Origin of the sequence: Streptomyces sp. NPDC001513, from assembly GCF_042894695.1 — a bacterium.
In the GTDB taxonomy this organism is placed as follows: domain Bacteria; phylum Actinomycetota; class Actinomycetes; order Streptomycetales; family Streptomycetaceae; genus Streptomyces.
In genome coordinates, this window is the sequence record NZ_JBIAVU010000010.1 from 264348 (window position 1) to 286902 (window position 22555).

At 70.1% G+C, this 22555-nt stretch carries 27 protein-coding genes, 1 tRNA gene, 1 pseudogene and 1 riboswitch; of the genes and pseudogenes, 11 read left to right on the forward strand and 18 right to left on the reverse strand.

The genetic code is table 11. The annotated features are described in order from the left end of the window. Both ACFYZ4_RS23685 and ACFYZ4_RS23690 read right to left on the reverse strand, forming a co-directional pair. A complete protein-coding gene (locus tag ACFYZ4_RS23685; RefSeq protein WP_390784761.1) occupies positions 1-942 on the reverse strand; it encodes an ABC transporter permease in 942 nt (313 codons plus the stop codon). Further along, positions 935-1738 (reverse strand): ABC-2 family transporter protein, encoded by an 804-nt coding sequence (locus tag ACFYZ4_RS23690; protein ID WP_351590128.1) that lies wholly within the window; start codon positions 1736-1738, stop codon positions 935-937. Before ACFYZ4_RS23690 ends, ACFYZ4_RS23685 begins: the two co-directional genes overlap by 8 nt. A gap of 186 nt (positions 1739-1924) precedes the next feature. Here ACFYZ4_RS23690 and ACFYZ4_RS23695 point away from each other — a divergent pair, with 186 nt between their 5' ends. Continuing rightward, positions 1925-4456: a transglycosylase domain-containing protein gene (locus ACFYZ4_RS23695; RefSeq protein WP_390784762.1), complete on the forward strand. Its 2532-nt coding sequence runs from the start codon at positions 1925-1927 to the stop codon at positions 4454-4456. A 28-nt stretch (positions 4457-4484) separates the two neighbouring features. Here the strand turns inward: ACFYZ4_RS23695 and ACFYZ4_RS23700 are convergent, their stop codons facing one another. From ACFYZ4_RS23700 to ACFYZ4_RS23710, 3 genes are all read right to left on the reverse strand, one after another. Further along, complete coding sequence (locus tag ACFYZ4_RS23700) at positions 4485-4805, reverse strand: multidrug efflux SMR transporter (RefSeq protein WP_351294485.1); 321 nt, start codon at positions 4803-4805, stop codon at positions 4485-4487. 31 nt (positions 4806-4836) lie between these two features. Next, positions 4837-4906: riboswitch (guanidine-III (ykkC-III) riboswitch) on the reverse strand. Positions 4907-4969: 63 nt separating this feature from the next. Then, positions 4970-5311: a co-chaperone GroES gene (locus tag ACFYZ4_RS23705; RefSeq protein WP_031152325.1), complete on the reverse strand. Its 342-nt coding sequence runs from the start codon at positions 5309-5311 to the stop codon at positions 4970-4972. A gap of 43 nt (positions 5312-5354) precedes the next feature. After that, positions 5355-5675, reverse strand: coding sequence for a DUF3618 domain-containing protein (locus ACFYZ4_RS23710; protein WP_351294488.1), 321 nt, complete (start codon positions 5673-5675; stop codon positions 5355-5357). A 104-nt stretch (positions 5676-5779) separates the two neighbouring features. Between ACFYZ4_RS23710 and bcp the strand changes: the two genes are divergently transcribed. The 4 genes from bcp (at position 5780) to ACFYZ4_RS23730 (ending at position 7794) form a co-directional block, all read left to right on the forward strand. After that, on the forward strand, positions 5780-6247 hold the full coding sequence (gene bcp / locus ACFYZ4_RS23715; protein WP_351294491.1) for a thioredoxin-dependent thiol peroxidase: 468 nt from the start codon (positions 5780-5782) through the stop codon (positions 6245-6247). A gap of 145 nt (positions 6248-6392) precedes the next feature. Continuing rightward, positions 6393-7040, forward strand: coding sequence for an HNH endonuclease signature motif containing protein (locus ACFYZ4_RS23720; protein ID WP_390784763.1), 648 nt, complete (start codon positions 6393-6395; stop codon positions 7038-7040). Continuing rightward, entirely contained in the window at positions 7037-7702 is a 666-nt protein-coding gene (locus ACFYZ4_RS23725) for an HNH endonuclease (RefSeq protein ID WP_390784764.1), read from the forward strand. Before ACFYZ4_RS23720 ends, ACFYZ4_RS23725 begins: the two co-directional genes overlap by 4 nt. Before the next feature lie 17 nt (positions 7703-7719). Next, positions 7720-7794 (forward strand) — tRNA-Leu (locus tag ACFYZ4_RS23730). A gap of 55 nt (positions 7795-7849) precedes the next feature. Here the strand turns inward: ACFYZ4_RS23730 and rdgB are convergent. The 4 genes from rdgB to ACFYZ4_RS23750 all read right to left on the reverse strand — a co-directional run bounded on the left by rdgB (position 7850) and on the right by ACFYZ4_RS23750 (position 10091). Beyond that, positions 7850-8464, reverse strand: coding sequence for an RdgB/HAM1 family non-canonical purine NTP pyrophosphatase (rdgB, locus tag ACFYZ4_RS23735; RefSeq protein ID WP_390784765.1), 615 nt, complete (start codon positions 8462-8464; stop codon positions 7850-7852). A gap of 17 nt (positions 8465-8481) precedes the next feature. Continuing rightward, the gene (locus ACFYZ4_RS23740) at positions 8482-8862 is read right to left on the reverse strand and encodes a hypothetical protein (RefSeq protein ID WP_351294502.1); all 381 of its coding nucleotides are present in this window, start codon (positions 8860-8862) and stop codon (positions 8482-8484) included. Between the two features lie 122 nt (positions 8863-8984). Further along, positions 8985-9710, reverse strand: a complete 726-nt coding sequence (rph, locus tag ACFYZ4_RS23745; protein ID WP_031150135.1) for a ribonuclease PH — start codon at positions 9708-9710, stop codon at positions 8985-8987. 108 nt (positions 9711-9818) lie between these two features. Beyond that, on the reverse strand, positions 9819-10091 hold the full coding sequence (locus ACFYZ4_RS23750) for a PTS glucose/sucrose transporter subunit IIB (protein WP_351294505.1): 273 nt from the start codon (positions 10089-10091) through the stop codon (positions 9819-9821). A gap of 162 nt (positions 10092-10253) precedes the next feature. Here ACFYZ4_RS23750 and ACFYZ4_RS23755 point away from each other — a divergent pair, with 162 nt between their 5' ends. Both ACFYZ4_RS23755 and ACFYZ4_RS23760 read left to right on the forward strand, forming a co-directional pair. Next, a complete protein-coding gene (locus tag ACFYZ4_RS23755; protein ID WP_351294508.1) occupies positions 10254-11558 on the forward strand; it encodes a PTS transporter subunit EIIC in 1305 nt (434 codons plus the stop codon). A 308-nt stretch (positions 11559-11866) separates the two neighbouring features. Then, a complete protein-coding gene (locus tag ACFYZ4_RS23760) occupies positions 11867-13078 on the forward strand; it encodes a PTS transporter subunit EIIC (RefSeq protein WP_390784800.1) in 1212 nt (403 codons plus the stop codon). A gap of 73 nt (positions 13079-13151) precedes the next feature. Here ACFYZ4_RS23760 and ACFYZ4_RS23765 read toward each other — a convergent pair whose 3' ends face one another. Beyond that, positions 13152-13904: an MBL fold metallo-hydrolase gene (locus ACFYZ4_RS23765; protein ID WP_351294511.1), complete on the reverse strand. Its 753-nt coding sequence runs from the start codon at positions 13902-13904 to the stop codon at positions 13152-13154. Positions 13905-14144: 240 nt separating this feature from the next. Between ACFYZ4_RS23765 and ACFYZ4_RS23770 the strand changes: the two genes are divergently transcribed. Next, positions 14145-14564: a hypothetical protein gene (locus ACFYZ4_RS23770; protein WP_351294514.1), complete on the forward strand. Its 420-nt coding sequence runs from the start codon at positions 14145-14147 to the stop codon at positions 14562-14564. Then, entirely contained in the window at positions 14561-14917 is a 357-nt protein-coding gene (locus tag ACFYZ4_RS23775; RefSeq protein WP_351294517.1) for a DUF488 family protein, read from the forward strand. The genes ACFYZ4_RS23770 and ACFYZ4_RS23775 overlap by 4 nt, the downstream gene beginning before the upstream one ends. Positions 14918-15139: 222 nt before the next feature. Here the strand turns inward: ACFYZ4_RS23775 and ACFYZ4_RS23780 are convergent, their stop codons facing one another. The 7 genes from ACFYZ4_RS23780 to clpS form a co-directional block, all read right to left on the reverse strand. Beyond that, complete coding sequence (locus tag ACFYZ4_RS23780; RefSeq protein ID WP_351294520.1) at positions 15140-16090, reverse strand: cysteine synthase; 951 nt, start codon at positions 16088-16090, stop codon at positions 15140-15142. Beyond that, the gene (locus ACFYZ4_RS23785) at positions 16090-16377 is read right to left on the reverse strand and encodes a MoaD/ThiS family protein (RefSeq protein ID WP_351294523.1); all 288 of its coding nucleotides are present in this window, start codon (positions 16375-16377) and stop codon (positions 16090-16092) included. The genes ACFYZ4_RS23780 and ACFYZ4_RS23785 overlap by 1 nt, the downstream gene beginning before the upstream one ends. Positions 16378-16468: 91 nt before the next feature. Next, entirely contained in the window at positions 16469-16576 is a 108-nt protein-coding gene (locus ACFYZ4_RS23790; RefSeq protein WP_312847437.1) for a putative leader peptide, read from the reverse strand. Between the two features lie 77 nt (positions 16577-16653). After that, positions 16654-17076, reverse strand: a complete 423-nt coding sequence (locus ACFYZ4_RS23795; protein WP_351294526.1) for a M67 family metallopeptidase — start codon at positions 17074-17076, stop codon at positions 16654-16656. Between the two features lie 165 nt (positions 17077-17241). Then, entirely contained in the window at positions 17242-18681 is a 1440-nt protein-coding gene (locus ACFYZ4_RS23800) for an amino acid permease (protein ID WP_390784766.1), read from the reverse strand. Positions 18682-18999: 318 nt separating this feature from the next. Continuing rightward, positions 19000-19602: a DUF2017 domain-containing protein gene (locus ACFYZ4_RS23805; RefSeq protein ID WP_390784767.1), complete on the reverse strand. Its 603-nt coding sequence runs from the start codon at positions 19600-19602 to the stop codon at positions 19000-19002. Further along, entirely contained in the window at positions 19602-19916 is a 315-nt protein-coding gene (gene clpS, locus ACFYZ4_RS23810) for an ATP-dependent Clp protease adapter ClpS (RefSeq protein WP_030717942.1), read from the reverse strand. Before clpS ends, ACFYZ4_RS23805 begins: the two co-directional genes overlap by 1 nt. Positions 19917-19996: 80 nt before the next feature. Between clpS and ACFYZ4_RS23815 the strand changes: the two genes are divergently transcribed. Together ACFYZ4_RS23815 and ACFYZ4_RS23820 are read left to right on the forward strand one after the other, a co-directional pair. Continuing rightward, positions 19997-21325, forward strand: a complete 1329-nt coding sequence (locus ACFYZ4_RS23815; protein ID WP_351294534.1) for a nicotinate phosphoribosyltransferase — start codon at positions 19997-19999, stop codon at positions 21323-21325. A gap of 172 nt (positions 21326-21497) precedes the next feature. Then, positions 21498-22079, forward strand: a pseudogene (locus tag ACFYZ4_RS23820) (isochorismatase family protein); the annotation flags it as partial. Between the two features lie 95 nt (positions 22080-22174). Here the strand turns inward: ACFYZ4_RS23820 and ACFYZ4_RS23825 are convergent. Beyond that, positions 22175-22477, reverse strand: a complete 303-nt coding sequence (locus tag ACFYZ4_RS23825) for a hypothetical protein (RefSeq protein WP_037807208.1) — start codon at positions 22475-22477, stop codon at positions 22175-22177. Positions 22478-22555 lie beyond the last annotated feature (78 nt).

The window sequence follows — 22555 nt, forward strand, 5'->3', positions numbered from 1 at the left end:
CTAGCTCCCCGTGCTTCGGTACGAACGGACTCCCGCGCGCCACGCCAGCGACGCGGGCAGGAACACCAGGAAGGCCACCAGCGGGCTCAGGTACGCGACCCACCCCGGCAGTCCCAGCGGATCGGGCCGCCCCAGCACGTACAGCGCGGGCAGCCAGTTGACGAAGGCGAGCGGCACGACGAAGGTGACCCCGCGCAGCAGGTCCTTCGCGAAGATCGTCGGGGGGTACTGGAGCATCGTGCAGCCGCCGTAGGTGAAGGAGTTCTGCACCTCCGCCGCGTCCCCGGCGATGAACTGGAAGGCCGCCCCGGTCACCATCACCGCCGCGAAGATCGCCGCCCCGGACACGATCATCACGGGCACCATCAGCACCTTCCCGGCCGTCCAGTCCACGTCCAGGGTCCAGAGCGCCCAGCCCAGCACCCCGAGCCCCTGCATGACCCGCCCGAGCCGGCGCAGCGCGAACCGGTCCGCCGCGACCTGCGCGAGCACCGGGACCGGGCGCACCAGCATCGTGTCCAGCGAGCCGTCCCGGATCCGGGCGCCGATCCGGTCGGTGTTCCCCATCAGCAGGTCCGCCAGGCCCAGCGAGGCCGAGCAGGACCCGTACAGGAGGGCGATCTCGGGCAGCGTGAAGCCGCCGAGGACGTCCACGTGCGAGAACATGATGAAGATCGTGACGAAGTCGAGGAGGGTGATCGCGGCGTTCCCGAAGGCGGACAGCGCGAAGGACGCCCGGTACGTCATCGTCGACCGGATCCACATCGCCACGATCAGCCCGTAGCCGCGCAGCCCCTCCCGGACCTGCCGTACGCGAGCGGACCCGCCGAGCGGCCCCGGCCCCGCCCCCGGCGTCACCCCCTGCGGCGCCGTCAACTCCCGTCCCGGCGCCGCCTCGACGGCCTCCGCGGGCCCCACGGCCTCCGCCTGTGCCTCAGCCACCCTGGACCACCACCTTCCGCGTCGCAGCCGACTGCAGCAGCCGCCCCACGCCCAGCAGGACGAGCGCCCAGCCGGCCTGGAACCCCAGCGCCTCGGCCGCGCCCCCGGCCCCCGCGTGCTTGCCCAGCAGGACGTCCATGGGCACCTGGAGCATCGCCGACCACGGCAGGACGCGCACGAACTCGCCGAAGCCGCCCGGGAAGACGGTCAGCGGCAGCAGCATCCCGGAGAAGAAGATCGAGACGACGGTGGCCATCATGTTGATGCCGGACCCGTCCATCAGCCAGAAGGCCAGCAGCCCCAGCAGGTAGCGCACCGCGAAGCTCACCGTCAGCCCGAGAACGACCGAGACCAGGAACAGCAGCCAGCGCAGCGGATCGGTGGGCAGCGCCAGCGAGAACGCCAGCGCCCCCGCCGCCAGCGGGACCAGCCCGCGCCCCAGCAGCTGGAATCCGGCCCGGCCCATGTCGGCGGCGAGCCACCACATCTGGAGGTCCGCCGGCCGGTAGAGGTCGACGGCGATGTCGCCCGTGCGCACCCGCTCCTGGATCTCCTCCTGGAAGCCGCCTCCGATCAACGCCCCTGCGGCAAGCAGCGACTGGCTCACCCACACGAAGGTGAGGGCCTGCGCCTGGTCGTAGCCGCCGAGCCCGGGGCGCTCGTCCCACAGCGCGATGTACGTGTACGCCACGATGAATCCGAAGGTGGTGTTGGTGAAGACCCCGGCCGCCGTCGCCGTTCCATAGGTGGCGTACCGCCTGAATCCGCCTGCCGCGACCGCCAGGTAGAGACGCACTCTCCGGCGCACCGTATCCCTCCGTTTTCCACGTCGTTCCTACGTCGGCCAAAGCGCGCGAGCTTAGTGCGGAGGGGCGATCCACGCGACCGATTTACGCCCGTCCGGAGCGGAATCACCGGCCATCGGGTAGACACCATGAGGTACAGAAGTGGATATTTCGAACGGCGTCGAGGAGTCCTGGAGATGAGCGACCAGTCACCACCCCCGGGCTGGACCCCTCGTGACCCGGACACCCCGCCCGAAGCACGGCAGCCACGGGCGAACCAGCGGCCCCGACAGCAACCGGGAGAGGGGCAGCAACCCGGGGACCGGCAGCAGCCACAGGCCCAGCCGCAGTCACAGGCCCAGCCGCAACCGCAGCCCCAACCCGGGCCGCCCGCACCGGGGAAGGAGCCCCGCCGCAAGCGCACCGGCTGGCGCCGCCTCATCCCCACGTGGCGCATGGTCCTGGGCGCCGTCCTGCTCCTGGCCCTGCTGATCGGCGGCGCCCTCGTGGCCGGCTACCTGCTGGTCGACATCCCGCCGGCCAACGCCGCCGCCACCGCGCAGTCCAACGTCTACCTCTACTCCGACGGCTCGCAGATCGCCCGCGACGGCGAGGTCAACCGCGTCAACGTGCCGCTCTCCCAGGTCCCGCGGACCGTGCAGGAAGCCGTACTGGCCGCCGAGGACCGGGACTTCTACTCCGAACGGGCGGTGGACCCCAAGGCGATGCTCCGCGCCGCCTGGAACACCGCGACCGGCAAGGGCACCCAGTCCGGCTCCACCATCACCCAGCAGTACGTCAAGAACTACTACCTGGGCCAGGAACAGACGATCAAACGCAAGGTCAAAGAGTTCTTCATCGCGATCAAACTCGGCCGCGAGAAGTCGAAGGACTACATCCTCGAGGGCTACCTGAACACCAGCTACTTCGGCCGCAACGCCTACGGCATCCAGGCCGCCGCCCAGGCCTACTACGGCAAGGACGCCGGCAGCCTCACCACCGCCGAGGGCGCCTACCTCGCCACCCTCCTCAACTCCCCCAGCGCCTTCGACGTGGTCGCCCACCCCCAGAGCCGCCCCCGCGCGCTCGCCCGCTGGAACTACGTACTCGACGGCATGGTCAAGAAGGGCTGGCTGTCCGAGACCGAGCGCGCCACGACGCAGTTCCCCGAGCCCGGCAAGGTCCGCGCGGCCGCGGGCCTGTCCGGCCAGCGCGGCTACCTCGTCGAAGCGATCAAGGACTACATCGTCGAGAACAAGATCCTCGACGACAAGACCCTCGCCGAGGGCGGCTACCGGATCACCTCCACCATCGACAAGCGCCGCCAGACCGCCTTCGTCGAGGCCGTCGACGACCAGATGATGAGCAAACTCGAGCCGGAGACGCGCAAGGCGGACCGGCTGGTGCGGGCCGGCGGGGTCTCCATCGATCCGGCCACCGGCAAGGTCGTCGCCATGTACGGCGGCGTCGACTACACCAAGCAGTACGTCAACAACGCGACCCGGCACGACTACCAGGTCGCCTCCACCTTCAAGCCGTTCGTCTTCGCGTCCGCCGTCGAGAACGGCTCCCGCACCCAGGACGGCCGCCGGATCACCCCGAACACGATCTACAACGGCGACAACCGGCGCCCCGTCGTGGGCGGCCGGATCCGCTTCAGCCCCGAGAACGAGGGCCAGATCTCGTACGGGAACATCACCGTCAACACCGCCACCGACCTCTCCGTCAACGCCGTGTACGCGCAGATGGTGGTCGATGTCGGCACCGGCAAGGTCAAGAAGACCGCCGTCGACCTCGGCATCCCCGAGGACACCCCGAACTTCGTCACGGGCCCCGCCATGGCGCTCGGCACGATGCAGGCCAGCGTCCTGGACATGACCCAGGCCTACGCGACCCTCGCCGACCACGGCCGACGCACCCCGTACACCTTCCTGGAGAAGATCACCAAGGGCGGCGACACGATCGGCCTGCCCGAGCGCACCCCCACCCAGGCCATCAGCCGCGAGGCCGCCGACACCACCACGTCCATGCTGGTCAGCGTCGTGGACAACGGCACCGGTACGGCGGCCCTCGCCGCCGGCCACCCGGCCGCCGGCAAGACCGGCACGGGCGAACTGGACCGCTCGGCCTGGTTCGCGGCCTACACCCCGAACCTGGTCACGGTCGTCTCGATGATGGGCCAGGACCCCGACACCGGCACCCTCCAGTCGCTCTACGGGGCCCTGGGCGAGCCCCGGATCGGCGGTGGCGGCTACCCGGCCCGGATCTGGGCCGCGTACACGAAGACCGCGCTGGAGGGCACCGACCCCGTCGACTTCGATCTGGAACTCCAGCCGGGCGCGGCGCAGCCCCCGCCACCGCCCTCCCCCGAGTCCAGCCCCCCGCTGGAGACGCCGGACGACGAACTCACGCCCACGCCTCCGCTACGGCCGAGCCCGCCGACGGGCGGCCGCGACAACGGCGGCCAGAACCAAGGGGGTCAGGACAACGGGGGCCGGACGCAGGGCGGCCAGAACCAGGGAGGACAGAACAACGGCGGCCAGGACAACGGCGGCCAGAACCAGGGCGGGCAGAACAACGGGGGCCAGGACAACGGCGGCCGGACGCAGGGCGGCCAGGACAACGGCGGCACCACCCAGGGCACCCAGGGGACGACGACGGGCACCCAGGGCGCCGACGGCGGGCCGGCCGAAGGCCTGCGCCCTCCGCCGTCGGCGTTCCTGGAATGACCGACCGCCGGACCGCCGGCTCGGGCGGTCAGTGACCGGAGGTCACCTTCAGCCCCACCACGGCGACCAGCAGCAGACAGATGAAGAAGATCCGGGAGGCGGTGACGGGCTCGCCCAGCACCGCCATGCCGAGCACGGCCGCGCCGGCGGCGCCGATGCCCACCCACACCCCGTACGCGGTACCGATGGGCAGGGTCTTCGCGGCGTAGGACAGCAGCACCATGCTGGCGACGATCCCGGCGCCCGTGAACACACTGGGCCAGAGCCGGGTGAAGCCCTCGGTGAATTTCATGCCGATCGACCAGCCGACTTCGATCACACCGGCGACAAGAAGAAGAACCCAGGCCATGACGGCACCTCCGAGACGATGAGCGATACGGGGTGCGTCGTCTTGTCGTACCCGGTACGGCGCGTCTCGTCGGGTTCTCCTCCACCGTAGCAAAAGGCAGCGAAAAGGGCCGGTGACCAAGGCCACCAGCCCTTCCTCTGCTCAGCTGGGGAGCGGATGCACGCTCACAGGTACAGACCGGTGGAGTCCTCCGACCCCTCCAGCCGCTCCGCGGCCACCGCGTGCAGGTCCCGCTCGCGCATCAGCACGTACGTCGCGCCCCGCACCTCGACCTCGGCACGGTCCTCGGGGTCGTACAGGACCCGGTCCCCGGGCTCGACCGTCCGTACGTTCTGCCCGACCGCGACCACCTCGGCCCAGGCCAGCCGCTTGCCCACCGCGGCCGTCGCCGGAATCAGGATGCCGCCGCCCGAGCGCCGCTCGCCCTCCGGCAGGTCGGACTTCACGAGCACGCGGTCGTGCAGCATGCGGATGGGCAGCTTGTCGTGGGTGGTGTTGTCGCTCACGCCCCGAACCTACCTGTCCGCGCCCGCCCCGTGCCGCTCAGGGTCACGCGCGCCTGCGTCGTGCCGACAGGACAAACACACCGACCACACCCACCGCGAGCAGGGCGACCGGCACGATCCGCTCGGGACGCGGAGTCCCGTCGTCGTGGCGCAGGCTGTCCCGGAGATCCGTCACGACACGGTTCACCGCGGCGAAGGCGCGCCCGGCCGTGTGGTCGACGGTCGAGACGACCTTGGCCCGCGCATCCCCGATGATCGTCTTCGGGTGCACGCGCACGCCGATCTCGTCGAGCGTCTCGGCGAGCTGCTCGCGGCGGCGGACGATGTCCGCCTCGATCTGTGCGGGGGTCCTGGCTTCGGGCACCGCGCTGCCTCCGTCGTCGTGGTCCGGTGGGGGGTAGTCCCCGGTGAACAGTCTGTCAGCTTAGTCTCGAGACGTACCGATCCCCTCTTGAGGAGACTGTCCAGATGAGCGAGCGACTCCAGCCGGGCGACACCGCCCCCGCCTTCACCCTGCCCGACGCGGACGGCAACGAGGTCTCGCTCGCCGACCACAAGGGCCGCAAGGTGATCGTCTACTTCTACCCGGCCGCCCTGACCCCTGGCTGCACCAAGCAGGCCTGCGACTTCACGGACAATCTGGACGTCCTGGCGACGGCCGGCTACGACGTCATCGGCGTCTCCCCGGACAAGCCGGAGAAGCTCGCGAAGTTCCGCGAGAAGGAGCACCTGAAGGTCACCCTGGTCGGCGACCCGGAGAAGGAGACCCTGACGGCGTACGGCGCGTACGGCGAGAAGAAGCTGTACGGCAAGACGGTCACCGGGGTCATCCGCTCCACGGTGGTCGTCGACGAGGAGGGCAAGATCGAGCACGCCTTCTACAACGTCAAGGCCACGGGCCACGTAGCCAAGATCATCAAAGACCTGAACATCTGACCACCCCCCACCCCGCCGCAGCGGCCCGCCCCGAATCCGGCGCGGGCCGCTCCGCTTATCCGCCGAAACCGGCCGTAACCGGCCACCCATCGGCCCGTTACTCCATACGAGCGCCGCACACGCGGCCGCACGGGAAGGGGCCGGAATGGCGACAAGGCGCTACACGAAGGAACGGCTCAGCGAAGCGGCGAGGACATCGCGCACGTTGTCGGAAGCGCTGGAGCAATTGGGGGTGGACCCGAAGGGCGGCTCGCGGCGCTACGTCCGCGACCTCATGCGGCAGCTGGGAGTGGACGCCTCCCACTTCGAACGAGAGGGGGTCAAGTGGACCAAGGAGGTCTTGACGGAGGCCGTGACCGCCTCAAAGAGCATGTGCGATGTGCTCCGACACCTCGGCCTCGACGTCGTGGGCGGCCACCACACGCACATCAGCCGCAAGGTGAAGTCCTTCGCCATAGACACCTCCCACTTCGCACCTGCGCCGCGATCGGAGCGGACGCGCGAGAACCGGAGGCGGCGCGCCCCCGAGGAGGTGCTCCGAGAGGATCGGTCCGCGACCGCCGTGAGGGTGCCCAGCTCCCGACTGCGGCGTGCACTGCTGGAGTGCGACGGCGAGGAACAGTGCGCCCTTTGCGGCATGGAGGCCGTCTGGCTGGGGAACCCACTCCAGCTCGAGGTCGACCACATCAACGGCGACTGGCGCGACAACCGAGCGGAGAATCTGCGCTTCCTCTGCCCCAACTGCCACTCCACGACCGACACATATCGTGGCCGGGCGAAGGGGCGCCGATGAGCGGCCGGGTCCGCTGGACCCGGCCGGTCCTGGCCCGAGCAGCGGCCCTCTGCGCGGACATCGATGAGGTCATCACCCACCTGGGTGCGGAGCCTCACCCACGGCTCGGCCCGTACCTCCTGCGCCGTTTCCGTGAGTACGGCATCGACATCTCCCATTTCAGGCGGAGGCCCTACACGTGTCACGTGAAGTCGGACGAGGCAGTCTTGCGCGAAGCGGTCGCGGCGTCCGTGTCGCTCGCGGAGACCCTGCGACACCTGGGACGACCGGTTGCCTCCAACTGGAGGGAGTCCGCGAAGGCGTGGATCCTCGAGGACGGGCTCGACACTTCCCACTTCCTGGGACAGGCGCACCAGCGCGACAAGCCGGGCACGGTTCGTCGTAGGCCTGCCGATGAGATCCTCGTTCGCCATGGAGGGGGGCGGCGCACCACGACCAAACTCCTGCGCCGCGCCCTGCGCGAGGTCGGCGTGCCCGATCGGTGCGACCGCTGCGGGACGCCCCCTGAGTGGCACGGGCGACCCATGACCCTGGAGGTCGACCACATCAACGGCGACTGGACCGACGACCGCCGCGAGAACCTCCGGCTGCTGTGCCCCAACTGCCATGCGCTCACCAGCACGTGGTGCCGTGGCGGAAGACGAGTGGAGCCCACGCAGTAGAGTGGCCCCCAGCGCATGCGCCCGTACTCCAATTGGCCAGAGAGAATGGCTTTAGGTGCCATGTGTTGTCGGTTCGAGTCCGACCGGGCGTACAAATCTGACAGGTCCGCTGCCTTCTGCTGAAGGCAGCGGACCTGTCGCGTTGGGTCAGCCCAGGAGGTCGTGGAGTACCGGGACGAGGGCGCGGAAGGCTTGGCCTCGGTGGGAGATGGCGTTCTTTTCGGCCGGGGTGAGTTCGGCGCAGGTGCGGGATTCGCCCAGGGGCTGGAGGATCGGGTCGTAGCCGAAGCCGCCGGTGCCGGAGGGGGTGTGGCGGAGGGTGCCCAGGAGGCGGCCCTCGACCACGCGTTCCGTGCCGTCGGGCAGGGCGAGGGCGGCCGCGCAGAAGAAGTGGGCGCCGCGGTGCTCGTCGGCGATGTCGCCGAGCTGGGCCAGCAGGAGGTCGAGGTTGGCCTTGTCGTCGCCGTGCGTGCCGGCCCAGCGGGCCGAGAAGATGCCGGGGGCGCCGTTCAGGACGTCCACGCAGAGGCCGGAGTCGTCGGCGACCGCCGGGAGACCGGTGGCCTGCGCGAGGGCGTGGGCCTTGAGGAGGGCGTTCTCGGCGAAGGTGACCCCGGTCTCCTTGACGTCCGGGATCTCCGGGTACGCGTCCGCGCCGACCAGCGCGTGCGGCAGGCCGGCTTCGGACAGGATGGCGTGGAGTTCGGAGACTTTGCCCGCGTTGCGGGTGGCCAGGATCAGGCGGCTGGGCGTCGAGGTCATGCGCCCATTATCCCGGGCTATCCCGGGGTGCAGACCTTGGAGATCTCGCTGGCCGCGTCCGCGACGGGCTGGATGTCCGGGACGGTGTTGCCGCTCTCGATGGAGGCGCGGACGTTCTTGACCGCCGTGTTCATCGAGGTGATGGCCTTGCTCAGGTCGGCGTTGTCCGTCTGGTCGCCGATCTTCTTGAGGTTCGCCTCGATCTGGTTGAGCGCGTTCTGGGCGTCCTGGGGGCTGTTGCCCGCCTGGGAGACCGCCTGCTGGAGGTCGTTCGCGCCGTCGGTGATGGCCACCGCCGTGTTCGCGCAGTCCATCGCCGTGGAGATCGCGTCGCAGGCGGACAGGGCCGGGACGGTCAGTACGGCGGCCACGGCTATGGCAGCGATGCGGAGCTTCATGCGTTCTCCCCGGGAGCAGGATTCGGATGCGTGGACGGGCGCACGGCTGTGACACCGTGCGCCCGTGTCTTCGTAGACGCCGGGCCGGGCCCGGCGGTTGCCGCTCAGGGAGCGGACTCGGCCTATAGTTCGAGCGCGCCCAGCTGGATGGCTTCCAGGTCCGCGCAGCCGCCGGCGGCGAGGTCGAGGAGGGCGTTCAGTTCCTTGCGGTCGAAGGGCTCGCCCTCGGCGGTGCCCTGGACCTCGACGAAGCGGCCGTCGCCGGTGCAGACCACGTTCATGTCGGTCTCGGCGCGCACGTCCTCCTCGTAGCAGAGGTCGAGGAGCGGCTCGCCGTCGACGATGCCGACGCTGACGGCGGCGACGGTGCCGGTCAGGGGCTTGCGGCCGGCCTTGATGAGCTTCTTCTGCTGGCCCCATGCGACGGCGTCGGCGAGGGCGACGTAGGCGCCGGTGATGGCGGCGGTGCGGGTGCCGCCGTCGGCCTGGAGGACGTCGCAGTCCAGGACGATGGTGTTCTCGCCGAGGGCCTTGTAGTCGATGACGGCGCGCAGCGAGCGGCCGATGAGGCGGGAGATCTCGTGGGTGCGGCCGCCGATCTTGCCGCGTACGGATTCGCGGTCGCCGCGGGTGTTCGTGGAGCGGGGCAGCATCGAGTACTCGGAGGTGACCCAGCCTTCGCCGCTGCCCTTGCGCCAGCGCGGGACGCCTTCGGTGAAGGAGGCGGTGCAGAAGACCTTGGTGTCTCCGAAGGAGATGAGGACGGAGCCCTCGGCGTGCTTGCTCCATCCGCGTTCGATGGTGACCGGGCGGAGCTGTTCGGGCGTACGGCCGTCGATGCGAGACATGGCTCCGAGCCTAGTCCCTGCGGGGGAACGCGAGGACCCCGTCCGGGTGGTTCCGGGACGGGGTCCGCTGTGGGCCCGGACGGGGCCTACGCGCCTACGGGGTCCGGGTCACATCATGTCTTCGATGTCGGCGGCGATCGGGTCGGCGTCGGTGCCGATGACGACCTGGATGGCGGTGCCCATCTTGACTACGCCGTGGGCGCCGGCGGCCTTGAGCGCGACCTCGTCGACGAGGTCGGGGTTGACGACCTCGGTGCGCAGGCGGGTGATGCAGCCCTCGACCTCTTCGATGTTGTCGATGCCGCCGAGCCCGGCGACGATCTTCTCAGCCTTGGTGGCCATGTGTTTCTCCCTGAGTTCTACGAAGAACGACCTGCGCAATCCGCTTTGTCACGGTAACGCACGGTTGGCCCATCTACACGAGCGCATGACCCGGGTCTGCCGAATCATGACGATCAGCAGCAGCCTGCCACCGCGACTGGTCTACACCAGTGTGCCGCACGTGCTGCCCCCGCCAAAACGGGCCGTTCAGGAGGGACTCCGATGAGTGCGAGCAGCGCCGCGGCAGCACCGCGGCAGCAGAACTGGTGGAGCGGCTTGTACCCGGGGCTGCAGAAGATGGGACGGAGCCTGCAGCTGCCGATCGCGGTGCTGCCCGCGGCCGGGCTCCTCAACGGGCTCGGGCAGGCCGGCGTCTTCGGCGAGGAGGGCCTGGGCTGGACCATCGTGTCCAAGGTGATGCTGGCCGCGGGCGGCGCGCTGCTGAACGCGGACCTCGGCCTGCCGCTGCTCTTCTGCATCGGCGTCGCGATCGGCATGGCCAAGAAGGCCGACGGCTCGACGGCCCTCGCGGCGGTGGCGGGCTTCCTCGTCTACCGAAACGTGCTGCACGCCTTCCCCAACTCCTGCCCGGTCGGCACCAGGAACATCGGCGGTGGCTGCCTGGGGCCGAACGACACCTTCGTGGAGTTCACGTACCAGAACCCCGGAGTGTTCGGCGGCATCATCATGGGCCTGCTCTCCGCCTGGTTCTGGCAGCGCTACCACCGGGTCAAGCTGGTCGACTGGCTGGGCTTCTTCAACGGCCGCCGGCTGGTCCCGATCATCATGTCGTTCGTGGCGATCGGGTTCGCGGCGCTCTGCCTGTGGATCTGGCCGCCCGTCGGCAGCGCACTGGAGAGCTTTTCCGACTGGCTGGTGGGGCTGGGCTCCTGGGGTGCCGGAATCTTCGGCGTCGCCAACCGCGCACTGCTGGTGATCGGCCTGCACCAGTTCCTGAACGTTCCGGTGTGGTTCCAGTTCGGCAGCTACACCAAGCCGGACGGAGAGACCGTGCACGGCGACATCAACATGTTCCTGGCGGGCGACCCGAACGCGGGGCAGTTCCTGACCGGCTTCTTCCCGATCATGATGTTCGCGCTTCCGGCGGCGGCCCTGGCGATCACGCACTGCGCGAAGCCGGCCCGGCGCAAGGAGGTCGGCGGCCTGATGCTGTCGGTGGCCCTGACGTCCTTCGTCACCGGCATCACCGAGCCGCTGGAGTACTCGTTCCTCTTCGTGGCGCCGGTGCTGTACGCGATCCACGCGGTGCTGACGGGTGTGTCGATGGCGGTGACGTGGGCACTGGGCGTCCACGACGGCTTCAGCTTCTCGGCGGGTCTGATCGACTACCTCATCAACTTCGGCCTGGCGACGAAGCCCTTGCTGATCATTCCGATCGGCCTGTGTTTCGCGGTGGTGTACTACGTCGTCTTCCGTTTCGCGATCACCAAGTTCGACATCCCGACTCCGGGGCGCGAGTCGGACGAGGAGATCGAGGCGATGCAGGCGGAGACCATCAAGGCCTGAGCCTCCCGGCAGGGTGGGAACCCGGTCCGTCAAGGGCCCTCGGATCACGATCCGGGGGCCCTTCGGCATACCCCGGGACATGTGATCCAGGCCACAGGAAATCGAAGGTTCCTTATCTAACCCTCACCGTGTTACAACTGGTCTACACCACAATTGGTGTAGACCACGAGGCGCGTTCGAGCCCCCGTGTATCCCCCCTTTCTAAGACGCCGCCGTCCCCGTTTCCCCTGGCGGCGCCTTGCCCACTGGAGGACCTTGTGACCACGGCTGCCGCCCCCGCGGCCGAGAAGAAGAAGGGCGCTGGCGTGATGGCCGTCATGCAGCGCATCGGCCGGAGCCTCATGCTCCCCGTGGCCGTGCTGCCTGCCGCCGCACTCCTGGTTCGCCTCGGCGACAAGGACATGCTGGGCTCGGCTTCGATGCCGGAGTTCATCAACAAGATCGCCGGCTACATGGCCGCCGGTGGTGGCGCGATCCTCGACAACATGGCGCTGCTGTTCGCCGTGGGCATCGCGATCGGCTTCGCCAAGAAGTCGGACGGCTCCACCGCCCTCGCCGCCGTCACCGGCTACCTGGTCTTCAAAAGCGTCCTCGCCACCTTCACCGACTCCAGCCTGCCCAAGATAGCCAAGGCAGTCGACGGCAAGGTCGTCATGATCGAGGCGCCCGTCGACGCCAAGGTGCTCGGCGGTGTCGTCATGGGCATCGTGGTCGCCCTCCTCTACCAGAAGTTCTACCGGACCAAGCTCCCCGAGTGGGCGGGCTTCTTCGGCGGCCGCCGCCTCGTCCCGATCCTCTCGGCCTTCGCCGGCCTGGTCATCGGCATCGTCTTCGGCGTGATCTGGCCGGTGCTCGGCACCGGTCTGCACAACATGGGTGAGTGGCTGGTCGGCTCCGGCGCGGTCGGCGCGGGCATCTTCGGTGTCGCCAACCGCGCGCTGATCCCCGTCGGCATGCACCACCTGCTCAACTCCTTCCCGTGGTTCCAGGCAGGCGAGTACCAGGGCAAGAGCGGCGACATCTCCCGCTTCCTCGAAGGCGACCCGACCGCCGGACAGTTCATGACCGGCTTCTTCCCGATCATGATGTTCGCCCTCCCGGCGGCCTGCCTCGCGATCGTGCACTGCGCCCGCCCCGAGCGCCGCAAGGTCGTCGGCGGCATGATGTTCTCCCTCGCGCTCACCTCCTTCGTCACCGGTGTGACCGAGCCGATCGAGTTCACCTTCATGTTCATCGCGCCGGTGCTGTACGCGGTCCACGCGGTCCTGACCGGTGTGTCCATGGCCCTGACCTGGTCCCTCGGCATGAAGGACGGCTTCGGCTTCTCCGCCGGCGCCATCGACTACCTGCTGAACCTCGGCAAGGCGACCAACCCGCTCGGCCTGGCCGTGGTCGGCCTCTGCTTCGCGGCCGTCTACTACGTCGTCTTCCGCTTCGCGATCGTCAAGTGGAACCTCCCGACCCCGGGCCGCGAGTCCGACGAGGAGCTCGCCGAGCTGCTGAAGGCCGAGGCCAAGTAAGCCCGCTCGCCCACACGTCGAAGCCCCCGCCCTCCCTTCCGGGAGTGCGGGGGCTTCCGCGTGTTCGGGAAGGTCAGACCTCGTAGACCGCGCCCGCGTACGCCAGGTCGACCCGGCCGTCGTAGACCGCGCGGGCGTCGGCGAGGTTCTGCGCCGCGTCCGTCCACGGCGGGATGTGCGTGAGGACGAGCCGGCCGACGTCGCCGCCGCGCGCGTACTCGCCGGCCTCGCGGCCGTTGAGGTGGAGGTCCGGGATGTCCTCCTTGCCGTGCGTGAAGGAGGCCTCGCACAGGAAGAGGTCGGTGCCGTCGGCGAGCAGCCCCAGCTCGGGGCAGGCGCCGGTGTCCCCGGAGTACGTGAGCGAGCGGCCGCCGTGCTCGATGCGGATGCCGTAGGACTCGACGGGGTGGGCGACCCGCTCGGTGCGGATCTGGAACGGCCCGATCTCGAAGCTTCCGGACTTCAGGGTGCGGAAGTCGAAGACCTCGCTCATCGAGCGCTCGTCGGGGACGTCGTCGTAGGCGGTGGTCAGGCGCCGCTCGGTGCCCTCGGGTCCGTAGACGGGGATGGTTCCGCAGCGGCCGCCCTCGTGCCGGTAGAAACGGGCGACGAAGTACGCGCACATGTCGATGCAGTGGTCGGCGTGCAGGTGGCTCAGGAAGATCGCGTCGAGGTCGTAGAGACCGCAGTGGCGCTGGAGGTCCCCGAGGGCGCCGTTGCCCATGTCGAGGAGCAGCCGGAAGCCGTCGGCCTCGACGAGGTAGCTCGAACAGGCCGATTCCGCAGACGGGAACGACCCCGAACAGCCGACGACGGTGAGCTTCATGGAGCGTGAACCTCCGTGGACGGTCCGTGGACGGAATGCGGGCCGTGCGTGCGTCGAGCGTAAGGCGCGAAACGTCCGGTCGCTCCTCCGCGGCGGGCCGTTGTGGGGGAAGTCACCGCCTGCACCACTCATACCCAGTAATGGCAAGCGGTCAGGTGTACGGGCCTAGAGCAGACTGCCCATCCCGGCCGTGCGGCCGCGCCGGGTGCCGGGTGCCGGTGGCGCGGCTACGGTCGGAACATGGACACGTCCTGGTGGCCCGCGGTGGCTGCGGTCGTGGCCGTGGCGCTGGTGGCGCTGGTGGCCGGGGCGCGGCTGGGTGTCCCCCGCCGGGCCCCGTCGGCGCACGGGTCCGGTCCGCCGCCGCATCCGCACGCCGGCGAGCTGTGGTCCCTGGCGGACGGCCGTACGTGCCTGGTCCTCGCGGTCCAGACGGTACGGGGCCACCGCGCGCGGGTCGCGTGGATCACCGGGAAGTACGACGACCGGCGGGCCGGGGTGATCCCGCTGCCCCCGGGGACGGTGGGGGCGCAGGGCCGGGCGGGCTTCCTGGAGGCGGACCGGCCGGCGGAGGTGTCGCTGTGGGAGTTCCGGACGCGGATGGGAGTGCTGGACCCGGCGGTGTGGGACGAGGTCAAGGGACTGGGAGGCGGCCGGTGAAGCCGGAGATCCGCTTGCGGCGCGTGTACGACCCGCCGGAGCCGGGCGGGGACGGGGTGCGGGTTCTGGTGGACCGGCTCTGGCCGCGGGGCCTGTCGAAGGAGGCGGCGGGGGTGGACGAGTGGCCGAGGGCGGTGACGCCGTCCGCGGAGCTGCGGAAGTGGTTCCACGGGGGTGGCTCCGCGGGGGAGTTCCGGGAGCGGTACCTCGCGGAGCTGGCGGGGCCGGAGGCGGTGGCGGAGCTGGGCCGCCTGCGTTCGCTGGCCGCGGCCGGGCCGCTCACGCTCCTGACCGCGGTCAAGGACCCGGCCGCGAGCCATGCGGCGATCCTGGCGGAGCGGCTGTCCCACTGACCGGGCTCCGCCCGGACCCGGTCCTCAAACGCCGGACGGGCTGGATTGTGCCCCGGCGCCACTACACGGCGCTCCGCGCCCGCGCCTCAAACGCCGGCGGGGCTGGATTGTGCCCGGCGGGGCTGCAACATCCAGCCCCGCCGGCGTTTGAGGCGGGGGGGTCCCCCCGGACGGAGTCTGGGGGAGGGTCTGGGGCGGAGCCCCAGGAGCGGTCCGCAGGGGCTACGCCCAGAGTTGGCCCTGGAGGACCTCGATGGCCTCTTCGGTGGTCGCGGCCGTGTAGACGCCCGTCGAGAGGTACTTCCAGCCGCCGTCGGCCACGACGAAGACGATGTCCGCCGTCTCGCCCGCGGCCACCGCCTTGCGGCCGACGCCGATCGCCGCGTGCAGGGCGGCTCCGGTGGAGACGCCCGCGAAGATGCCCTCCTGCTGCAGCAGCTCCCGCGTGCGGGTGACCGCGTCCGCCGAGCCCACCGAGAAGCGGGTGGTCAGGACCGAGGCGTCGTACAGCTCGGGGACGAAGCCCTCGTCGAGGTTGCGCAGGCCGTAGACGAGGTCGTCGTAGCGCGGTTCCGCCGCCACGATCTTGACGCCCGGGACGTGCTCGCGCAGGAAGCGGCCGACGCCCATCAGGGTGCCCGTGGTGCCCAGGCCCGCCACGAAGTGGGTGATCGACGGGAGGTCGGCGAGGATCTCCGGGCCCGTGGTGGCGTAGTGCGCGCCCGCGTTGTCCGGGTTGCCGTACTGGTAGAGCATCACCCAGTCGGGGTGCTCCGCGGCCAGTTCCTTGGCCACCCGGACGGCGGTGTTCGAGCCGCCGGCGGCCGGCGACGAGATGATCTCGGCTCCCCACATGGCCAGCAGGTCGCGCCGCTCCTGGCTGGTGTTCTCCGGCATCACGCACACGATGCGGTAGCCCTTGAGCCTGGCCGCCATCGCCAGCGAGATGCCGGTGTTGCCCGAGGTCGGCTCCAGGATGGTGCAGCCGGGGTACAGCCGGCCGTCCTTCTCGGCCTGCTCGACCATGTGGAGCGCGGGGCGGTCCTTGATCGAGCCGGTCGGGTTGCGGTCCTCCAGCTTGGCCCAGATGCGGACGTCGTCCGAGGGCGACAGCCGGGGCAGCCGGACCAGCGGCGTGTTGCCGACGGCGGCCAGCGGGGAGTCGTAGCGCATTACTTCGATCCGCCGGCCACGGCCGGGAGGATGGTGACGCTGTCGCCGTCCTTGAGCTCGGTGGAGATGCCGGCGAGGAAGCGGACGTCCTCGTCGTTGAGGTAGACGTTCACGAAGCGGCGCAGTTCGCCGCCCTTGGCCTCGTCGACGATGCGCTCCTGGATGCCCTTGTGGCGGGTTTCCAGGTCGGCGAAGAGGTCGGCGAGGGTCGCGCCCTCACCGGAGACGGCCTTCTCGCCTTCGGTGTAGGTGCGGAGGATGGTGGGGATGCGGACCTCGATGGCCATGGCTGTCTCCAGTCGTCAGGGCGTGGGCAGGGGGGGTCGGGAACGTGCTGCGCGCGGTGCGTCGGCCCCCCGCGCGGAAGGGCTCTGGTGCTCAGACGGCAGGACAGATGGCACTGGCGAGGCGGCACAGGTCGACGTGCAGCCGCGCCACGAGCAGCAGCCTGCCGGGCGTCTCGATGCTCACGTCGTGGGAAACCATGCGGTCATGTTAACGATTCCCGGTCCCCGGTTTGGAGTGTGATCCCGCATCGTGGACGCCGACCGCTCACATGGTGGTCAGTAGGCCTCGACGACCTGCACTTCTTCCTCGGTGATCACGCCGTCGACGATCCGGTACGAGCGGAACTGGAACTCTCCGAGGCCGTCCTTGTCCGCCGTCGAGACGAGGACGTAGTGCGCGCCCGGCTCGTTCGCGTAGGTGACGTCGGTGCGCGAGGGGTAGGCCTCGGTGGCGGTGTGCGAGTGGTAGACGATCACCGGATCCTCGTCGCGGTCGTCCAGCTCGCGGTAGAGCTTCAGCAGATCCTTCGAGTCGAACTCGTAGAACGTGGGCGAGCGGGCCGCGTTGAGCATCGGGATGAACCGCTCGGGGCGGCCGGTGCCCGCCGGTCCGGCCACGACGCCGCACGCCTCGTCGGGGTGGTCCTGGCGGGCGTGCGCGACGATCTGGTCGTACAGGGCCTGGGTGAGGGTCAGCATGAGCGACAGGATAAGCAGACGGGCCCTTGCGTACCGAGGAGTGGTACGCAAGGGCCCGCATGGTGGACACAAGGTCCGTGGGAGCGCGGTTCCCGGCCGTGACAGGCGGCCGGGACTCGCGGTCCTCGGGTGCTACGAGTGTGCTGCGAGGGTCCTGCGAGGCCGCTACGAGGCCTTGGTGAAGGCCGCGCCGCGCGGGTCGCGGGACTTCATCACCAGGTACGAGACGCCCAGGATCAGACCCCACAGCGGGGCGCAGTACAGCGAGACGCGGGAGTCCTTGTCGGCGCCCATCATCACGATGACCATGCCGATGAAGAACAGGGCGAACCAGCTCGTGTACGGGGCGCCCGGCGCCTTGAACGGGGACGCGGGCAGCTCGCCGCGGTCCGACTTGGCGCGGTAGCGGATCTGGCAGACGAGGATCATGATCCAGGCCCACATGCCGGAGATGGTGGCGAAGGAGACTACGTAGTCGAAGGCCTTGCCCGGGGCGACGTAGTTGATCCAGACGCCCACCAGCATGAGCGCGGCGGAGAAGGTGGTGCCGACCAGCGGGGTGCCGCTCTTGGTGAGCTTGGCGAAGAACTTCGGGCCCTGGCCGTTGAGCGCGAGGTCGCGCAGCATGCGGCCGGTGGAGTACATGCCCGAGTTGCAGGAGGACAGGGCGGCGGTCAGCACGACGAAGTTGACGATGGCCGCGCCGATGCCGAGGCCCATGCGCTCGAAGGCGGCGACGAAGGGCGAGACGCCCGGCTGGAAGTGCGTCCACGGGACGACCGACAGGATCATGATCAGGGCGCCGACGTAGAAGACGGCGATGCGCCACGGCACGGTGTTGATGGCCTTGGGCAGGGTCTTCTCGGGGTCCTTGGACTCGCCGGCGGTGACGCCGACCAGCTCGACCGCGAGGAAGGCGAACATGACGATCTGCAGGGTCATCAGCGTGCCGCCGATGCCCTTGGGGAAGAAGCCGCCGTCGTTCCACAGGTTGGTGACGGTGGCGGTGTCGGCCGCGTCGGAGAAGCCGATGGTGAGGATGCCGGCGCAGATCAGGATCATGCCGACGATGGCGGTGACCTTGACCATGGAGAACCAGAACTCCAGCTCACCGAAGAGCTTCACGGAGATCAGGTTGGCGGCGTAGAGGATGACCGTGAAGATCAGCGCGTAGGCCCATTGCGGGAAGCTGTCGTGGGTCCAGTACGACATGTACTGCGCGGCGGCCGTGACCTCGGTGATGCCGGTGACCACCCAGAACAGCCAGTACGTCCAGCCGGTGACGTATCCCCAGAACGGGCCCAGGAACTCGCGGGCGTAGTCCGAGAAGGAGCCGGAGACGGGGCGGTACATGAGCAGCTCGCCCAGGGCCCGCATGATGAAGAAGATGACCAGGCCCGCGATCGCGTAGGCCAGGATCAGGCTGGGTCCGGCCTTGGAGATCGCCTTGCCGGCGCCCAGGAACAGGCCGGTGCCGATGGCGCCGCCGATCGCGATCATCTGGATCTGACGGGCGCCGAGCGTGCGGTGGTACCCCTCGCCGCCCTCGCCCTGAGTGCCCTCGCCGGGCTTCTTGTCGTGCTGCTCGACCTGCACAGAGGTCATGTCTGGTGCGCCTTTCTCCACGCCGACCCGCGCCTTGAGTGGCTGCGGATCGGGTCCTCGATCCCCCCGGATACGGATGGAGTTGCACGCCGGCGGTCCGCCGGTCCAAGCGAGCCGGGGGACATGGGTGGCGTCCCTTCGGCAGTCGTGAAGATTTATCACGGGCTTACGACTGCCGGAGGGGGAGAAATGTGACGGAGGGCGCTAAAAAATCTGGACAAAGACAAATGAAAGGATCAGATCACCGCATGGCGGTGATCTGATCGTTATCCGGATTTGAGCGTCCGCTGAGCGAACGATGTTCCCGCTTGAGGGTTCTCAGAGGGTTTCGATCAAGGTTTCCTGGAGACCGCCCAGCCAGAGGTACGCCATCACCATCGGCTTGCGCGGGTCGTCGTCCGGCAGCCGGAACAGCACCGCGCTCTCGTCGTCCTCGGTGATGTCGAGGCGGGCCGCGAGGGTCAGGCGCAGGTCGTTGAGCGCGCCGAGCCAGCGCAGCGGCAGCTCCCCGGTCAGCTCCAGCACCGCCGCCCCGTCACCGGCCGGCGTGAGCCCGTCCAGGCTGCGTACGACGGCCAGCGCGTCCTCCCGCTTGCGGGTGCGCAGGTCGGTCTCGGTGAAGCGGCGGAACTCCGCCGAGTGGGCGCGCAGCTCCTCAGGGTCCTCCTTCGGCCCCGGCCCGTCCGGGCCTCCGTAGGCGTCGGGGAAGAGCCGGGCCAGCGCCGGGTCGGACGGGGGCTCGGAGGGGCCCTCGGCGAACAGCGCGGCGAGCGGGTCGGCGTCCTCGGCGGGCTCGGGCTCGCCGGGGCCGATCAGTTCGAGCATCTGGACGGCCAGGGAGCGCAGGATGGAGATCTCGATCCCGTCGAGCGCGATGGCGGCGCCGCCGCCGCCCTTCAGGGGCTGGAACGTGCCGCCCATCAGTTGCGGTCCTGGGAGAGGGTCGCCCACAGGCCGTAGCCGTGCATGGCCTGCACGTCGCGCTCCATTTCCTCGCGGGTGCCGCTGGACACGACCGCCCGCCCCTTGTGGTGGACATCGAGCATCAGCTTGTGCGCCACGTCCTTCGAATAGCCGAAGTACGCCTGGAACACGTACGCCACGTAGCTCATGAGGTTGACCGGGTCGTTGTGCACCAGGGTCACCCAGGGGACGTCGGGTTCGGGGACCGCGAAGGTCTCTTCGGCCGATTCGGTGCGTTCGATCTCTACAGGAGCAACACTCACTTGTCCCATGCTGCCACCGTGACGGGCCCGTCGCACAAACGGGTCCTACATCTCGTCACTTTGACGAGATGTGCGCTAGCATCCGTGACATGAACCCTGCGGACCTGGGCCTGCCGGTGGACGTGCCGTCGACAGCGCTCTTCACGGACCATTACGAGCTCACGATGCTGCAGGCCGCGCTGGCCAACGGCACCGCCGACCGCCGCTCGGTCTTCGAGGTCTTCACCAGGCGGCTGCCCGAGGGGCGCCGCTACGGGGTGGTCGCGGGAACCGGGCGGGTGCTGGACGCGGTGGAGAACTTCCGCTTCGACAGCGCGGTGCTGGAGTTCCTGCGCGAGCGGGCCGTCGTCGACATGCGGACCCTGGACTGGCTGTCCTCGTACCGCTTCTCCGGCGACATCTGGGGCTACCCGGAGGGCGAGGTCTACTTCCCCGGCTCGCCGCTCCTGCGCGTCGAGGGCAGCTTCGCCGAGTGCGTGCTGCTGGAGACCGTGATCCTGTCGATCCTGAACCACGACTCCGCGATCGCCGCGGCCGCCTCCCGGATGTCCTCGGCGGCGGGCGGGCGCCCGCTGATCGAGATGGGCGCGCGGCGCACCCACGAGCTGGCCGCGGTGGCCGCGTCGCGGGCCGCGTACGTGGGCGGCTTCACCTCCACCTCGGACCTGGCGGCCGGCTTCCGGTACGGGATCCCGACGGTCGGCACGAGCGCGCACGCCTTCACGCTGGTCCACGACAGCGAGCGGGACGCCTTCACCGCGCAGGTGGCCTCGCTGGGGCGGGGCACCACCCTTCTGGTGGACACCTACGACGTGGCCGAGGCCGTCCGCACCGCCGTCGAGGTGGCCGGCACCGACCTGGGCGCGGTCCGGATCGACTCCGGTGACCTGCTGCTGGTCGCCCACCGGGTGCGGCAGCAGCTGGACGAGCTGGGGGCGACGGCGACGAAGATCGTGGTCACCTCGGACCTGGACGAGTACGCCATCGCCTCGCTGGCGGCGGCGCCGGTGGACGCGTACGGGGTGGGCACGCAGCTGGTGACGGGCAGCGGGCACCCGACGTGCTCGATGGTCTACAAGCTGGTGGCGCGGGCCACCTCGGCCGACCCGAAGGCGGCGCTGGCGCCGGTGGCGAAGAAGTCCACGGGCGGGAAGACGTCCATCGGCGGCCGCAAGTGGGCGGCGCGGCGGGTGGACGCGGAGGGGATCGCCGAGGCGGAGGTCGTCGGGACCGGGCCGGTCCCGTCGGCCCTGGCCGACCACCAGCTGCTGACCCAGCTGGTCAAGGCCGGCGAGGTGGTCGCCCGCGAGCCGCTGGAGGCCGCGCGCGAACGCCACCGCGCCACGCTTGCGCGGCTGCCGCTCTCCGCGACGCAGCTCTCGCGCGGCGAGGCCGTCCTCCCCACGGAGTACGCGTAGCCGCGGCTCGGTGGCGGGGCTGGATTTTCAGCCCCGCCGGCGTTTGAGGCGCGGGCGCGGAGCGCCGTAGGGGTCTGGGGCGGAGCCTCAGTTTCGGGAAGGGGCGGGGTGGGGGAAGAGCCCCCGCAGGGCCCCGCCGCCGCACAGACACATCGAGCCGAAGGACAACGTCATGCACCGCGCACTGATCGTCGTCGACGTACAGAACGACTTCTGCGAGGGCGGCAGCCTCGCGGTCACCGGCGGAGCCGACGTCGCCGCCGCCGTCACCGAGTACATCGGCCAGGCCACGCCCGCGTACCGGCACGTGGTCGCCACCCGCGACCACCACATCGACCCCGGCGCCCACTTCGCGCACCCGCCCGCCGAGCCGGATTTCGAGACCTCCTGGCCCGTCCACTGCGTCGCCGGGACCGAGGGCGTGGGCTTCCACCCGAACTTCGCCCCCGCCGTCGCCTCGGGCGCCGTCGCCGCCGTCTTCGACAAGGGCGCGTACGAGGCCGCGTACAGCGGCTTCGAGGGCGCCGACGAGAACGGGGCCACGCTCGGCCAGTGGCTGCGGGACCGGCACGTCACCGAGGTGGACGTGGTCGGGATCGCCACCGATCACTGCGTCCGGGCGACCGCCCTCGACGCCGTGCGCGCCGGCTTCGGCACGCGGGTCCTGCTGGACCTGACGGCCGCCGTCGCCCCGCACACCACCGCACGGGCCCTGGAGGAGCTCCGTGCGGCGGGCGTGACCCTGGTGAGCCGCAAGCCGGGCCGGGACGGCCACGAGGCCGGCCAGGGCGGCGAGGGCGGCGAGGGCGGGCAGGGCGGCGAGGGCGGCGAGGGCGGGCAGGGGCCGGCCTAGGTCCCCAGCAGGGCCCGGATCGGGTGCCAGAGCTCCTGCGCGCGGTCGGGCGCGCCGCGCCACAGCAGGCCGTCCGGGTGGTGCAGGACGGCCGTGACCTCGTCCGGCGTCGGCGGGTGCGCGTTGCCCCGCAGGTACACCGCCCGCATTCCGAGGTTCCGCAGCCTGGTCAGGGCGCGGGCCCGGTTCGCGGCGTGCACCAGCACGCGGACATTTCCACCCTCTCCACAGGGCCGCGGCAGCGTGAGCGCCACGACCACGCTGCCGCCTGGCAATCTGACGAAACCTCCACCGGGCATGGCTGTCATCTCCCCCGTCAATAAGAAACTCGTACCGGGCATCTAAACGCGATCGGCCGCCGCCCGCTAGAGGGCGAC